Raw genomic sequence first — 14,020 nt, forward strand, 5'->3', positions numbered from 1 at the left:
AGACGCAGCCGATCCAGGACCACCTCCGTCCTACTCGGCGGAGCCCCCGATCCCGGCGCCCTTCAACGCCCGCGTGAACGCCCCCGCGTCGAACAGCGACCCGTCCTTCGCCCCGACCGGCTTCCCCTCCACCAGCACCATCGGCGTCGCCTGCGCGCCCGTCGCCTCGAAGCCCTTCTCCGCCTCGGCGACCCACCCCTTGTACTTCTGGTCCTTCACCGCCGCGTCGAACTCCGCCCCGCGCAGCCCCGGCACCCGGTCCGCGATCTTCAGGAGCAGCTCGTCGGTGAACTTCCCCTTCGGCTGGCTGGCGAAGACCGCCGCGTTGAACTCCGCGAACTTCCCCGAGTCCGCCGACGCGCGGAGCGCGTTGACCGCCCTGACCGAACCGCTCGCCCCGCCCTGGTCCAGGAAGGAGGCCAACAAGTACTCGATCTTCACCTGGCCGGCCACCGCCAGCTTCAGCAGCGACTCCCCGCCCGCCTCCTCGAACCGCGCGCAGTAGCCGCACTTGGGATCCACCAGCACCTGCGCGGTACGCGGCGCGTCCGGCTTCCCCACGACGATCTTCGCCCCGTCCACCGCCGCCGGCAGCCCCGCGAGCTGCGCGGCGATCGGACTGGTCCGCACCGGAACCTCGGAGGCGGCCACGGCCTCCCCCTCACCCGTCCCGGAACCGCACCCGACGACCGCCCCGCCCAACAGGGCCACGGACGCGACCGCCGCGACCAGCCGTCCTGCCCTCACCACCCGCGCCACACGAACCAGCACCTCTCACACAAAAACCTGACAAAATCCCCGCCCCACCCTAAGAAGGATCCGCACCGCCCACATCAGCCATTCGGCCACCTCTGGGCACCCAAAACCCGACGTCACGCCCCTGGACACCCCTCCGCAACGCCGTGTACCAAATCCCCCATGACGATCAACGGCGGAATTTCCTTCTGGTACGCGACGGACGAGACCGCCCCCGACCACCCGCCCCGCGCCCCGCTCACCGGCAACACCACGGCCGACGTCGTCATCGTCGGCGGCGGCTACACCGGCCTGTGGACCGCGTACTACCTCAAGACCGCCGCCCCCGACCTCCGCGTCACCGTCCTGGAGCAGAAGTTCTGCGGCTACGGGGCCTCCGGCCGCAACGGCGGCTGGCTCTACAACGGCATCGCCGGCCGCGACCGCTACGCCGCCCTCCACGGCCACCAGGCCGCACAACGCCTCCAGCACGCCATGAACGAGACCGTCACCGAGGTCATCGACACCGCCGCCAAGGAAGGCATCGACGCCGACATCCACCGCGGCGGAGTCCTCGAAGTCGCCCGCACCCCCGCCCAGCTCTCCCGACTCAAGGCCTTCCACACCGCCGAACTCGCCTTCGGCGAAACGGACCGCGAGCTCTACGACGCCACCGACACCCGCGCCCGCATCAACGTCGCGGACGCCGTGGGCTCCTCCTGGACCCCCCACGGAGCCCGCATCCACCCCCTAAAGCTGGTCAAGGGCCTGGCGGCCGCCTGCGAACGCCTCGGCGTCGTCATCCACGAGTCCACCCCCGTCACGGAGATCGCACCGCGCCGCGCCCTCACCCCGTACGGCACGGTCCGCGCCCCGTACGTCCTGCGCTGCACGGAGGGCTTCACCGCCGCCCTCAAGGGCCAGAAGCGCTCCTGGCTGCCGATGAACTCCTCGATGATCGCCACGGCCCCGCTCCCCCCGGAGGTCTGGTCCCAGATCGGCTGGAGCGAAGCCTCCACCCTCGGCGACATGGCCCACGCCTACATGTACGCCCAGCGCACGGCCGACGACCGCATCGCCATCGGCGGCCGCGGCGTCCCCTACCGCTACGGCTCCCGCACCGACAACGACGGCCGCACCCAGCCCGCCACGATCACGGCCCTCACGAACCTCCTCGAATCCTTCTTCCCGGCCCTCACGGGAGTGGAGATCACCCACGCCTGGTCCGGCGTCCTCGGCGTCCCCCGCGACTGGTGCGCCACGGTCACCCTGGACGCGGCCTCGGGCCTCGGCTGGGCCGGCGGCTACGTGGGCTCCGGCGTGGCCACGGCGAACCTCGCGGCCCGCACCCTCCGCGACCTGGTCCTGGGCGACAAGACGGACCTGACGACCCTCCCCTGGGTCAACCACCGGGTCCGCCGCTGGGAACCGGAACCCTTCCGCTGGCTCGGCGTCCAGGCCCTCTACGCCGCCTACCGCGAGGCCGACCGCCGGGAGACCACCACCCACACCCCGACGACAACCCCGCTGGCCCGCCTGGCAGACCGCATCTCGGGCCGCCACTGACGGCACGCAAAAGGCCCCGGGCAACCGCCCGGGGCCTTCTGCTTCCGTACGAACTCCCTTGACCGAAAAGCTTCCGACCCGGGATGGGGCCCCCTGTCGGATTCGAACCGACGACCTACGCATTACAAGTGCGTTGCTCTGGCCGGACTGAGCTAAGGAGGCGTGGTGACTCTGCGCACGGCACGGAATCGCCTTCACTCTACACATCGCCCCGACCCCTCAGCGAAGGACTTTCCGGTGTCCGGGGCCGCCGTCGGCGGCCTCCGTCACACCCCCGGATACCCCGCGCGCACCAGCCGCGGGGCCACCGCCGCCAGGGGCAGGCCCGGGTTGAGGGCGTCCACGACGGCCTGGGTGAGCGGGCGGAGCTCCCAGACGTGGCGGACCGCCTCCAGGGGGAGGTCCGTCTCGTAGTAGTCCTCGGCGAAGTCCCGGTAGGCCTCCGGGGTGCCCGCCACGAGGAGCTCGAAGAGGTAATCCGCGCCGTCCGCGTCGGACCTGCCCTCCGGGAACTCCACCTTGCCCGCGCTCCACTGCGCGTCGCCGGTCCCGCGCCAGAAGACGGCGGTCGCGTTGAGCACGCCGTCCACGCAGAACGCCGGCTCCGTCAGGTACGGCCGGAAGGCCTCCGGTATGCCGTCGGTCAGGCCCGGCCACCCGTCCTCGTTGTCCGTGTCCGCCCACGGGCTCATCGGCGACTCGTGGTCGAAGCCGTGCCCGAAGACCCCGGCCGGCGTGAAGACGATCGCGTAGTCGTCGCCGGAGCCGTTGTCCATCAGCGCCGCTTCCTCCCCGGGGCCCCAGGCCGGGTCGTAGGCGAAGTAGCCGTCGTCCTCCTCGCCGCTGATCACCAGCTCCAGCGCCGCCATCGCCCGGCAGCGGTCGCGCAGCGTCTCGATGTCGGGGAGCGCGCGGGTCACGTCGTAGATGGTCATGGCCGTGATCAAAGCAGCCGCCTCTGACAGCCGCCTCCGACAGTCGCCCCCGCCGTGTGAGGACGCCCTGGAAGTCGCTCGCCCCCAGGTGCTGACAGGAGCGGCGCGGGCGGGTAGCGTCGGGCCGAGTCCAGTCCACTGGACTAGACCTTCCACTCGGATCGTCCGGCACGTTCCTGCCGGTAGAAGGGATTCATCACCATGGCTTCTGTCACTTTCGACAAGGCGACCCGTCTGTACCCCGGCGGCGACAAGCCCGCCGTCGACCAGCTGGAGCTGGAGATCGCGGACGGCGAGTTCCTCGTCCTCGTCGGCCCCTCCGGCTGCGGCAAGTCCACCTCGCTGCGCATGCTGGCCGGCCTGGAGGACGTCAACGGCGGTGCCATCCGCATCGGTGACCGCGACGTCACGCACCTGCCGCCCAAGGACCGGGACATCGCGATGGTGTTCCAGAACTACGCGCTGTACCCGCACATGTCCGTCGCCGACAACATGGGCTTCGCGCTCAAGATCGCCGGTGAGGACAAGGCCACCATCCGCCGGAAGGTGGAGGACGCGGCGAAGATGCTGGACCTGACCCAGTACCTCGACCGCAAGCCGAAGGCGCTCTCCGGCGGTCAGCGCCAGCGCGTCGCGATGGGCCGCGCGATCGTGCGCAAGCCGCAGGTGTTCCTCATGGACGAGCCGCTGTCGAACCTCGACGCCAAGCTCCGCGTGTCCACCCGTACGCAGATCGCGGCCCTCCAGCGCGACCTGGGCATCACCACCGTCTACGTCACCCACGACCAGGTCGAGGCCATGACGATGGGCGACCGCGTGGCCGTGCTGAAGGACGGTCTGCTCCAGCAGGTCGACACCCCGCGCAACATGTACGACCGCCCGGCGAACCTCTTCGTCGCCGGCTTCATCGGTTCGCCGGCCATGAACCTCGTCGAGGTCCCGATCACCGACGGCGGCGTGAAGTTCGGCGACAGCGTCGTCCCCGTGTCGCGCGAGGCGCTGTCCGCCGCCGCCGACGCGGGCGACCGCACGGTCACCGTGGGCGTGCGCCCCGAGCACTTCGACATCGGCGAGACGGGCGGCCTGGAAATCACCGTGAACGTCGTCGAGGAGCTGGGCGCCGACGGGTACGTCTACGGCTCGACCTCGCACTCCGAGGGCTCGCAGGACATCGTGGTGCGCGTGAACGGCCGCCAGGTGCCCGAGAAGGGCTCCACGCTGCACGTGGTGCCGCGCGGCGACGAGATCCACGTCTTCTCGACCTCCTCGGGTGCCCGCCTCTCCGGCTGACCCGCAGGCTGCACACAGCCATTGGAGGGGCGTCCCGTCAAGGGGCGCCCCTTCGGCATGAGTTCCTGCGTGAGTTCCCGCGCGAGGTCGGGGCAAGGTCGGCGCAAGGCCGGCTCCAGGTCCGGCAGATCGGGCCATTCGGCCCCAAGCGTCAACCCTTAATTCGAAAAGCCACGTCGAACCATCCCCCGACCGGGTGACTAAATGTCGCCATATCTTCACCGAGCGCTACTCTCGCCCTCGTGACCCACACTGCCCGCCGTATCGGCCGATCCCTCGCCCTGGTCCTGCCCGTCGTCCTGGTCCTGTCCGGGACCCTCGCGGTCACCATGGTCCCCTGGGCGGACAACACCCCCTCCCAGATCCTGACCGCGTCCGCCGAGGACGTCTCCGTCCCCGCGAAGCCGCGCGCCGCCCAGGACGTGCTGCGCGACAAGCTGTTGAGCGAGATCCAGCAGGGCGAGCAGCCGGGTGACGTCCTCACCCACCTCCAGCAGGAGGTCGACCGGCGGCCGTCCCTCGCCGAGCACTGCGTGGGCATCGCGCGCGCCCTCGGGCGGGCCGCGGTGGACGCCTACGGGCCCACGAAGGCCCAGTCGTTCGCCCGGCCGGTGTGTGACACCTCGTACGCGTCCGGCGTCGCCTCCATGGGCTGACGGCCGCCGCCGTACGCCCTTCTGCACCCGGACACGAAGACGCGAAGACACAACGACATGACCGATTCCGAGCGTTCCGAAGGCTCCGAGCGTTCCGACCGACCCCACGCGGCCGCGTTCCCGGCCTCCCCGACCCAGGCGGTTGTCCTGGCGGGGGGCCAGGGTTCGCGGCTGCGGCCGTATACGGACGACCGCCCCAAGCCGATGGTGGAGATCCCCGGGACGGGGATGCCGATCATCGGGCACCAGCTCGCGTGGCTGGCCTCCGAGGGGGTGACGGACGCCGTGGTCTCCTGCGGGCACCTCGCCGAGGTGCTCCAGGAGTGGCTGGCCGAGGCTCCGTTGCCGCTACGGGTGACCACCGTCGTGGAGGAGGAGCCGCTGGGCCGGGGCGGCGGTCTGAAGTACGCCGCCCGGCACCTCCCGCACCCCGACCGGTCCTGGTACGCGACCAACGGCGATGTGTGGACCCGGTTCTCGCTGCGCGAGATGGCCGCCTTCCACGCCGAGCGCGGCGCCACGGCCACCCTCGCGCTGGCCCGGCCGCGGATTCCGTGGGGGGTGGTGGAGATCAACGAGTACGGGCACGTGCTGGACTTCATCGAGGCGCCGCAGTCCCCGTACCCGGTCAATGCCGGCGTGTACGTCTTCGGTCCCGAATTCGCGGCCCTGCTGCCCGATTTGGGCGACCACGAGCGGACCACGTTCCCGCGCCTGGCCCGCGAGCGGCGCCTCGCGGGCTTCCCGCTGCCCCAGGGGGCCTACTGGCGGGCGATCGACACGGCGAAGGACCTCACCGAGGCCGCACGGGAGTTGGCCGCGCAGAGCGCCCCGTAGCGCCTCCTGGCGCCCGTACGGGCCCACACGCACCCGTACGGGCCCTTGCAGCCCCCGCACACGAAGAAGACCCGGCACACGAAGAAGGCCCGGCACGCTCTCGCGTACCGGGCCCTTCGTCTTCGCGGGTGCTGCGGCCCTCAGCCGCCGAGGAGGCCGCCCAGCAGGTCGGGCTGCGACGGTGCCGAGCTCCCCGTCCCGCCGGTGGATCCGCTGCCGCTCGTTCCCGTGGAGCTGGCCGGGGGCTTCTGCGGGGTGGACTGGCGGGGGGTGGTGCTGCGCGGGGCCTTGGTGCCGCTGGTGGTGCCGCGGGTCGCGGAGGGCGAACCGGAGCCGGCCGTCGGGGAGCTCGAACCGGCCGCCCCGCGCCCGGTCTTGGCGGCCGGGGAGGAGGCTCCGGCCGAGGGCTTCGCGGCCTGCTTCGGGGAGGTGGGGCGCGCGGGCTGCTGCTGCTTGGAGGTGCTCGGCAGGGGCCGCCCGGGCAGGTAGTTGCTCGGGGCCTCGCCCGGTCCGGGCACGGTGACCACGGTGGTGGAGCGGACGGCGCCGCCGAGGAGGGAGCCGATGAGCAGGGTGAGTCCGCAGATGACACTGGCCATGATGGCCCCGCGGCGCAGGACCCGGCGGCGCAGCCGCCAGACCTCCGAGCGCGGGCCGAGGGTGCGCCAGGCCTCGCTCGCGAGGCGGCCGTCCAGGGAGTAGACGGGGGCTCCGGCGATGATCAGCGGGCTCCAGGCGGCGAGGTAGATGATGTCGGGGGCGTCGTAGGCGGGGACGGTCTTCCAGCTCACCGTCATCAGCAGCGCGGCGGACAGCAGGGCGCCGAAGCAGGCGGCGAACCGCTGCCACAGGCCGAAGACCGTCAGCACGCCCACGATGACCTGGAGGAAGGCCACGCTGAGTCCGGCGCCGACCGGGTGGGCCAGGGCGAAGTCGCGCAGCGGTTCGGCGAGCGCCCAGGGCTGCAGGGTCTGCAGCCAGGTGACCATGGAGCCGCGCTCGCCGCCGTCGAAGTAGACGGGGTCGCACAGCTTGCCCATGCCGGCGTAGATGGAGATGAAGCCGAGGAAGACGCGCAGCGGGAGCAGCACGACGCCGAGGTTCATGCGGCGGCCGGGGTAGTACGAGGCCTGCGCGCGGGCGTCGCCGTTGACCCGGCGGGAGTCCGCGGATCCGGCGCCGGAGTGGGTGTCGTCGTAGGCGTCGTAGGGGTGGGAGAGCCCCCCCACGGCGGGCTGCATGCGCGTGTCCTCGGCGTCGCCGTAGCTGCGCTGGCCGATGACGGTCGGGGTGGCGAGGGTGTCGTCCGCGAGGTCGTGGGCGAGGTCGATGCGCGGGATGACCTGCGTGGCCCCGCCGTCGTACTCGTCGTGGCCGCGCCCGTGCTCGCGTACGGCCTGGAGCAGGCCGCCCATGGCGGCGCTGGCAGCGGCGTCGCCGGGGGCGGACTTGCCGCTCCAGACGACGGGGCGGCGGCGTGCGGCGCCGGCTCCGGCGGCCGCGAGGGCCCCGCCGAGTGCCGGGGCGAGCCCGGGGGCGCCCGAGGGCCTGGGACGCGCGCTGGGGCTCGGAGCGAGCCGCACGCGGAAGCTGGCGTGGTTGACGATGACCTGTGCGGGGTCGCACGGCACCTTGACCATGCTCAGCGCGGGCTGGTCGTCGAACCCTGGCGTTCTGGTGTCCACACTCATCTAACCGAGTGATGAGTGTTTAGGACACTGCCTTGACATCAGGGATGTGTCCGAGACCCGTCAAATCAAGCCACCCCGCCCGTAGGGGGCGGGGTGACACGCTCACGGGTCACGTCCGATGAGCCAAGTGGATCAAGCGGCGGCCGCGGTGGTGCTCAGGCGGCTGCCGCCGGTGGTGCTGCGGGTGGCGCTGCGGGCGGTGCTGCTGCCCGTGGTGCTCAGGCGCGGCCGCGGGTGGCGCGGCGGCGGGAGGCCTCGTAGAGGACGACGCCCGCGGCGACACCGGCGTTGAGCGACTCGGCGCCGCCCGGCATCGGGATGCGCACGAGGTAGTCGCAGTTCTCGCCGACGAGGCGGCCGAGACCCTTGCCCTCGGAGCCGACGACGATGACGACGGGGCCGCCGAGCGCCTCGAGCTCGTGGACCTCGTGGGTGCCCTCCGCGGCGAGGCCGACGACGGTGATGCCGGCCTTCTTGTACTCCTGGATGGCGCGGGTCAGGTTGGTGACGCGCGAGACCGGGGTACGGGCGGCGGTGCCGGCCGAGGACTTCCAGGCGCCGGCGGTCATGCCGGCGGCGCGGCGCTCGGGGATGACCACGCCGTGGCCGCCGAAGGCGGAGACGGAGCGGACGATCGCGCCGAGGTTGCGGGGGTCGGTGACGCCGTCGAGGGCCACGATGAGGGGGTCCTCGTGGTTCTCGTACGCGGCGGCGGTGAGGTCCTCCGGGTGCGCGTACTCGTAGGGCGGGACCTGGAGGACCAGGCCCTGGTGGTTGAGCCCGTTGGTGAGGCGGTCGAGCTCGGGGCGCGGGGCTTCCATCAGGTTGATGTTGCCGCGCTCGGCCGCGAGCTGGAGGGCCTCGCGGACGCGCTCGTCGTTGTCGATGAACTGCTGTACGTACAGGGTGACGGCCGGTACGCCGTCGCGCAGCGCCTCGAAGACCGGGTTGCGGCCGACGACCATCTCGCTGGTGCCCTTGGGGCCGCCGCGGCGGGGGGCGGGGCGGCGCTTGGCCGCCTGCCTGGCCATGGCGTTGCTGATGCGGTTGGCCTTGTGCTTCTTGCGGTCCTCGGCCTTGGGCGTGGGGCCCTTGCCTTCCAGGGCCTTGCGCCGCTGGCCACCGCTGCCGACCGTCGCGCCCTTCTTGTTGGACGTGCGGCGGTTCCTGCGCTGGCTGTTCCCGGCCATGACCTCTACCTGATTTCGTTGGTTCTGCGATATGTACGTATGAAGAGTGTGCCGCCCGGGACGCCGGGCAGCCCAATCCGAGTGCTCCAGTGGGACTGCGCCGGTGGGCTCAGCGGGGGCCGAGCGTCCATCGGGGTCCGGTGGGGCTGTCCTCGATGACCAGGCCCGACTGCTGGAGCTGGTCGCGGATGGCGTCGGCGGTGGCCCAGTCCTTGCGGGCGCGCGCCGATTCGCGCTGCTCCAGGACCAGGCGCACGAGGGTGTCCACGGCTCCGTGGAGGTCCTCCCCGCGGTCCGCCTCGCCGGCCCAGTGCGGGTCGAGGGGGTCGAGTCCGAGGACGCCCAGCATGGCCCGTACCTCCGACAGGCGTGCGATGGCCGCGTCCTTGTCGTCGGCGGCGAGCGCGCTGTTGCCCTGGCGGACGGTGGTGTGGATGATCGCGAGCGCCTGCGGGACGCCCAGGTCGTCGTCCATGGCCTCGGCGAAGGCGGGCGGGACCTCGGCGGCGGGCTCGACGGAGCCGCCGGCCTTCTCGATGACGCGCTGGATGAAGCCCTCGATGCGCGCGAAGCCGGACTCGGCCTCGCGCAGGGACTCCACGCTGTACTCGATCATCGAGCGGTAGTGCGGGGTGCCGAGGTAGTAGCGCAGCACGATCGGGCGCCAGACCTTGAGCATCTCGGAGACGAGGACGGAGTTGCCCAGCGACTTGGACATCTTCTCGCCGGAGAGGGTGACCCAGGCGTTGTGCATCCAGTACTTCGCGAACTCGTCGCCGTAGGCCTTGGCCTGGACGATCTCGTTCTCGTGGTGCGGGAAGATCAGGTCGAGCCCGCCGCCGTGGATGTCGAAGGCGCTGCCGAGGTACTTGTGCGCCATCGCGGAGCACTCCAGGTGCCAGCCGGGACGGCCGCGGCCCCACGGGGTCTCCCAGTCGGGCTCGCCCGGCTTGGTGGCCTTCCACATGGCGAAGTCGCGCGGGTCGCGCTTGCCGGTGATGCCCGACTCGGTGGGCTGGCGCAGGTCGTCGATGTCCTGGTTCGACAGCTCCAGGTAGCCGGGGAAGGAGCGCACGTCGAAGTAGACGCTGCCGTCGGCGACGTAGGCGTGGCCGCGCTCGATGAGCCCGCGCATCATCTCGATCATCTCGGGCACGTGGCCGGTGGCGCGCGGCTCGTAGGTGGGCGGGAGGCAGCCCAGCGCGTTGTAGCCGTCGTTGAAGGCGCGCTCGTTCTCGTACCCGATGGACCACCAGGGGCGGCCCTGGTCCTCGGCCTTCGTGATGATCTTGTCGTCGATGTCGGTGACGTTGCGGATGAAGGTGACGTCGAGCCCGCGGTAGGTGAACCAGCGGCGCGCGATGTCGAAGTTCAGGTACGAGCGGACGTGCCCGATGTGCGGAGCCGCCTGCACGGTGGCGCCACAGAGGTAGATCGAGACGCAGCCCGGAACGAGCGGGGTGAAGTCACGGATCTGCCGGGCGCTGGTGTCGTACAGGCGAATAGTCACGGCATCCAGGGTAGTGCGCCTGTAGCAGTGCCCCGCGACCCTTTCGGCACGCGGGGCCCGCTTTGTTGTCGAAGAGCTGCGGGCGGGGTGTAGCCGTACGGGGTACTAGGCCCGGTTCGTCCGGTAGACGAGGGCCGTCGCGATGGCGGCGAGGCCTTCGGCGCGGCCGGTGAGGCCCAGTCCGTCGGTGGTGGTGCCGGAGACGGAGACGGGGGCGCCCGCCGCGGCGGCGAGCGCCTTCTGTGCCTCTTCGCGCCGCTTGCCGATCTTCGGGCGTACGCCGATCACCTGGATGGCGATGTTGCCGATCTCGAAGCCTTCGGCGCGGACGATGCGGGCGGCTTCCGCCAGAAGGGTGACTCCGGCGGCGCCGGACCACTCGGGGCGGGAGGTGCCGAAGTGCGCGCCGAGGTCGCCGACACCGGCGGCGGAGAAGAGGGCGTCGCAGGCGGCGTGCGCGGCGACGTCCCCGTCGGAGTGCCCGGCGAGGCCGTCCTCGCCCTCCCAGAGCAGGCCGGCGCACCACAGCTCGCGGCCGGTCTCGAAGGCGTGCACGTCGGTGCCGATGCCGACGAGCGGGATCAGCGGGGCGGGGACCAGCGGGTCGGGACTAGTAGGCATCGGTGGCCCTCCGGCGGGCGAGTACGGCCTCGGCGAGGACCAGGTCGAGCGGGCGGGTGACCTTGAAGGCCTCTTCGTGGCCGGGGACCACGACGACGGTGACGCCGAGCTGTTCCACCATGCCGGCGTCGTCGGTGGCGCCCTCGCCGCTCACGGCGATCTTCTCGTGCGCGAGGCGGAGCGTGGCGAGGTCGAATCCCTGCGGGGTCTGTACGGCGCGCAGCCGGGCCCGTACGGGGGTGGCGACGACCGGCTCGGGCTCGCCGGGCAGGCCGGGCTCGACCTCCTTGACGGTGTCGGCCAGCGGCAGGGCGGGGACGACGGCGGGCGCGCCGTCGCGGACGGCCTCGACGACGGAGTCGACGGTGTCCACGGGAACCAGGGGACGGGCCGCATCGTGGATGAGGACGGCGGTGATGTCGGCCGGGAGCGCGTCCAGGCCGGCGCGTACGGATTCCTGCCGGGTCTCCCCGCCGGGGACGACCAGGATCTCGGTGCGCTCGGGCAGCGCGTGCTCGTCGAGCATCCGGCGCACCTCGGCGGTGCCGTCGGCCGGCGCCACGACGACGACGAGGGCGACCGCGCGGGAGCGCGCCATGGCGCGTACGGCGTGGATGAGCATGGGGGTGCCGCCCAGGGTCCGCAGGGCCTTGGGGGCTCCGGGGCCGAGACGGACTCCGCGGCCGGCGGCCGGGATCACCGCGGCGGTGCGGTGCGGGCGCGATTCGTCAGACATCAGTAGCTCCGAGCCAGGTTTGTGACTTCGGCCGACATGGGTATGGCCTGAAGGGTGCCGGGTGCGACGCCCTCGCCCCTTCCGTGACGACCGGTCGAGTCGGCTGCCCGGACCCGGCACGCCAGTGAGTAAGGCTTGAGCAGCACGGCTTGAGTAGCACGGCTTGAGCAGCCGAGTACTCGAGTGGCCGAGCACAGGTGCGGCTTCAGCGAGCGCGGGTATGGGTCCAGACATGCCGCAGCGCCCGGCAACAAGTCTCCTTGTCAGCGGGCACCGCGGCACAACTGTGTACGACAAAGCGTACGAATGATCGCGTCAGGACGCGAGCACTTCGTCGAGGAGGGCCTCGGCCTTGTCCTCGTTGGTGTTCTCGGCGAGCGCGAGCTCGCTCACCAGGATCTGGCGCGCCTTTGCGAGCATGCGCTTCTCACCTGCGGAGAGTCCGCGCTCACGCTCACGACGCCACAGGTCACGCACAACTTCGGCGACCTTGATGACATCGCCAGAAGCGAGCTTTTCCAGATTTGCCTTGTAGCGCCGGGACCAGTTCGTCGGCTCTTCTGCGTACGGTGCGCGGAGCACCTCGAAGACCCGGTCCAGCCCGTCCTGGCCGACTACGTCGCGAACGCCTACGAACTCCGCATTGTCCGCGGGGACGCGAACGGTCAGGTCACCCTGCGCGACCTTGAGCACCAAGTAGGTCTTGTCCACGCCTTTGATCTGGCGAGTTTCGATAGCCTCGATCAGCGCGGCCCCGTGATGGGGATAGACCACGGTGTCGCCAACCTTGAACGTCATGTGACAGGTACCCCTTCCGTGGCTATCCAGGGTAACACGAGAATCGACCGTTATGAATGGCGTTTTCGCAGGTCAGGGCCCATCTCAGGGCTTGACAACAGCGACAGGAACGTGCTGCGAGAGGCTTCCGGAAGGGGGTATTCGCAGGTCGGAGGTGCTGTGCGGACCGGGCGAAACGGCTACGTTACACCCGCCCGGGACCCCCGACGATGTGGCGTACGTCCCGTTTTGACGGTTTCCAGGACGGGAAACCGAACTACTCCGTTCGACTGGCGGCCACCCGTACGGCGTCCGTTCCGGCCCAATCCGGAATTGATCACCGGGCGGTGTTCGAGGAAATCCGGAAATTGATCACCGCAGGCGCGCCGGCCTTTGCGGGCGGGCCTTTTGCGAATGGAAGATCACCCGGCCCCGGCGGGGCGGTGATCGAACCCGCCGGTGCGGGGGCGGGACCCCGTACAGGGCCCGGCCCCACGCTGCGGAGGGTCGGGTGCGGGGGCGGGGCAGCGGCTCGGTAACCTAAGGCCCGCTGACACATCCTTAGAGCGGCTTTACTTCGCCGCTCCGAGGCGTCCACCCTTCCGTTCCGTACGTCCAAGGAGTTGCCTCCCCCGTGAGCCGCAGCCTTCGACGCGGCGCCCTCGCCGCCACCGCCGTCGTGTTCTCGATCGTCTCGCTGGGCGCCTGCGCCGCGGGCCACGACGCTCCGACTCTCCAGGTCAAGCCGGACAATGCCGCCACCACCAAGGGCGACATCAAGGTCCAGAACGCTCTGGTGATCACCCAGGAGAAGGACAAGAAGGGCCCGGCCGCGGTCTCCGCGACGGTGTTCAACACCGGCACCAAGGAGCAGACGCTCGAGGGCATCACCCTTCCGGGTGGCAAGGCCGTCGTGACGCTGAAGCCCGCGGGCAGCGGCTCCAAGGTGGTCATCCCGGCCGGCGGCTCCGTCGTCCTGGGCGGCAAGGGCAACGCGTCCGCCCTGATCGCGGGCGGCGCCGACGTCGTGGACGGCAACGTCCAGAAGATCGTCTTCCAGCTGAGCACCACGGGTGACGTCGAGCTCGAGGGCTTCGTCGTCCCGGCCACCGGCATGTACGCGGGCTACGGCCCGACCGCCGCCGCGGCCGTCCCGGGCGCCACCCCGTCCGGCAGCCCCTCGGGCTCCCCGTCCGGTTCGCCGTCGCCGTCCGGTTCCCCCTCGGGCTCGCCCGCGAGCAGCCCGTCCGGGTCCCCCTCCGGATCTGCGTCCGCGTCCGCTTCCGCCGGTCACTGAGGCGCGAAGCACCGTATTCAACGGGAACGGCCCCCGTCCGCTCGATGCGGACGGGGGCCGTTCTCGTACGTGCGCGTACGTGCGCTTACGGCTTACGGTTTACGGCTCGAACTTGTAGCCGAGGCCGCGGACCGTGACCAGGTAGCAGGGTGCGCCCGGGTCGGGCTCGAGCCCCTCCC

At 71.2% G+C, this 14,020-nt stretch carries 13 protein-coding genes and 1 tRNA gene; 5 read left to right on the forward strand and 9 right to left on the reverse strand.

Features of this window, described 5'->3' with window-relative positions:
* Window positions 1–30 precede the first annotated feature (30 nt).
* A complete protein-coding gene (locus ACODT5_RS36120) occupies window positions 31–771 on the reverse strand; it encodes a DsbA family protein (protein WP_422523286.1) in 741 nt (246 codons plus the stop codon).
* Between the two features lie 147 nt (window positions 772–918).
* Between ACODT5_RS36120 and ACODT5_RS36125 the strand changes: the two genes are divergently transcribed.
* Window positions 919–2,301 (forward strand): NAD(P)/FAD-dependent oxidoreductase, encoded by a 1,383-nt coding sequence (locus ACODT5_RS36125; protein ID WP_422523287.1) that lies wholly within the window; start codon window positions 919–921, stop codon window positions 2,299–2,301.
* 84 nt (window positions 2,302–2,385) lie between these two features.
* On the opposite strand, the gene ACODT5_RS36130 is transcribed toward ACODT5_RS36125, so the two are convergent.
* Together ACODT5_RS36130 and ACODT5_RS36135 are read right to left on the reverse strand one after the other, a co-directional pair.
* A tRNA-Thr gene (locus tag ACODT5_RS36130) sits at window positions 2,386–2,463 on the reverse strand.
* 104 nt (window positions 2,464–2,567) lie between these two features.
* Window positions 2,568–3,236 (reverse strand): hypothetical protein, encoded by a 669-nt coding sequence (locus ACODT5_RS36135; RefSeq protein ID WP_422523288.1) that lies wholly within the window; start codon window positions 3,234–3,236, stop codon window positions 2,568–2,570.
* Window positions 3,237–3,437: 201 nt separating this feature from the next.
* Here ACODT5_RS36135 and ACODT5_RS36140 point away from each other — a divergent pair, with 201 nt between their 5' ends.
* The 3 genes from ACODT5_RS36140 (at window position 3,438) to ACODT5_RS36150 (ending at window position 6,019) form a co-directional block, all read left to right on the forward strand.
* On the forward strand, window positions 3,438–4,526 hold the full coding sequence (locus tag ACODT5_RS36140; protein WP_422523289.1) for an ABC transporter ATP-binding protein: 1,089 nt from the start codon (window positions 3,438–3,440) through the stop codon (window positions 4,524–4,526).
* Between the two features lie 242 nt (window positions 4,527–4,768).
* Window positions 4,769–5,182, forward strand: coding sequence for a hypothetical protein (locus ACODT5_RS36145; RefSeq protein WP_250744566.1), 414 nt, complete (start codon window positions 4,769–4,771; stop codon window positions 5,180–5,182).
* Window positions 5,183–5,239: 57 nt separating this feature from the next.
* The gene (locus tag ACODT5_RS36150) at window positions 5,240–6,019 is read left to right on the forward strand and encodes a nucleotidyltransferase family protein (RefSeq protein WP_422523290.1); all 780 of its coding nucleotides are present in this window, start codon (window positions 5,240–5,242) and stop codon (window positions 6,017–6,019) included.
* 140 nt (window positions 6,020–6,159) lie between these two features.
* Here the strand turns inward: ACODT5_RS36150 and ACODT5_RS36155 are convergent, their stop codons facing one another.
* From ACODT5_RS36155 to ACODT5_RS36180, 6 genes are all read right to left on the reverse strand, one after another.
* Window positions 6,160–7,710 (reverse strand): DoxX family protein, encoded by a 1,551-nt coding sequence (locus tag ACODT5_RS36155; protein ID WP_422523291.1) that lies wholly within the window; start codon window positions 7,708–7,710, stop codon window positions 6,160–6,162.
* A gap of 218 nt (window positions 7,711–7,928) precedes the next feature.
* On the reverse strand, window positions 7,929–8,900 hold the full coding sequence (gene rlmB, locus ACODT5_RS36160; protein WP_327253530.1) for a 23S rRNA (guanosine(2251)-2'-O)-methyltransferase RlmB: 972 nt from the start codon (window positions 8,898–8,900) through the stop codon (window positions 7,929–7,931).
* Window positions 8,901–9,009: 109 nt separating this feature from the next.
* The gene (cysS, locus tag ACODT5_RS36165) at window positions 9,010–10,410 is read right to left on the reverse strand and encodes a cysteine--tRNA ligase (protein WP_422523292.1); all 1,401 of its coding nucleotides are present in this window, start codon (window positions 10,408–10,410) and stop codon (window positions 9,010–9,012) included.
* A 105-nt stretch (window positions 10,411–10,515) separates the two neighbouring features.
* On the reverse strand, window positions 10,516–11,031 hold the full coding sequence (ispF, locus tag ACODT5_RS36170; RefSeq protein WP_422523293.1) for a 2-C-methyl-D-erythritol 2,4-cyclodiphosphate synthase: 516 nt from the start codon (window positions 11,029–11,031) through the stop codon (window positions 10,516–10,518).
* Window positions 11,021–11,767, reverse strand: a complete 747-nt coding sequence (ispD, locus tag ACODT5_RS36175) for a 2-C-methyl-D-erythritol 4-phosphate cytidylyltransferase (RefSeq protein ID WP_422523294.1) — start codon at window positions 11,765–11,767, stop codon at window positions 11,021–11,023. The genes ispF and ispD overlap by 11 nt, the downstream gene beginning before the upstream one ends.
* 315 nt (window positions 11,768–12,082) lie before the next feature.
* Window positions 12,083–12,565, reverse strand: coding sequence for a CarD family transcriptional regulator (locus tag ACODT5_RS36180; RefSeq protein ID WP_003953493.1), 483 nt, complete (start codon window positions 12,563–12,565; stop codon window positions 12,083–12,085).
* 613 nt (window positions 12,566–13,178) lie between these two features.
* Here ACODT5_RS36180 and ACODT5_RS36185 point away from each other — a divergent pair.
* Window positions 13,179–13,841: a DUF461 domain-containing protein gene (locus ACODT5_RS36185; RefSeq protein ID WP_422523295.1), complete on the forward strand. Its 663-nt coding sequence runs from the start codon at window positions 13,179–13,181 to the stop codon at window positions 13,839–13,841.
* The last annotated feature ends 179 nt before the right edge of the window (window positions 13,842–14,020 follow it).

Source organism: Streptomyces tatrensis (genome assembly GCF_049310065.1).
Lineage (GTDB): Bacteria > Actinomycetota > Actinomycetes > Streptomycetales > Streptomycetaceae > Streptomyces.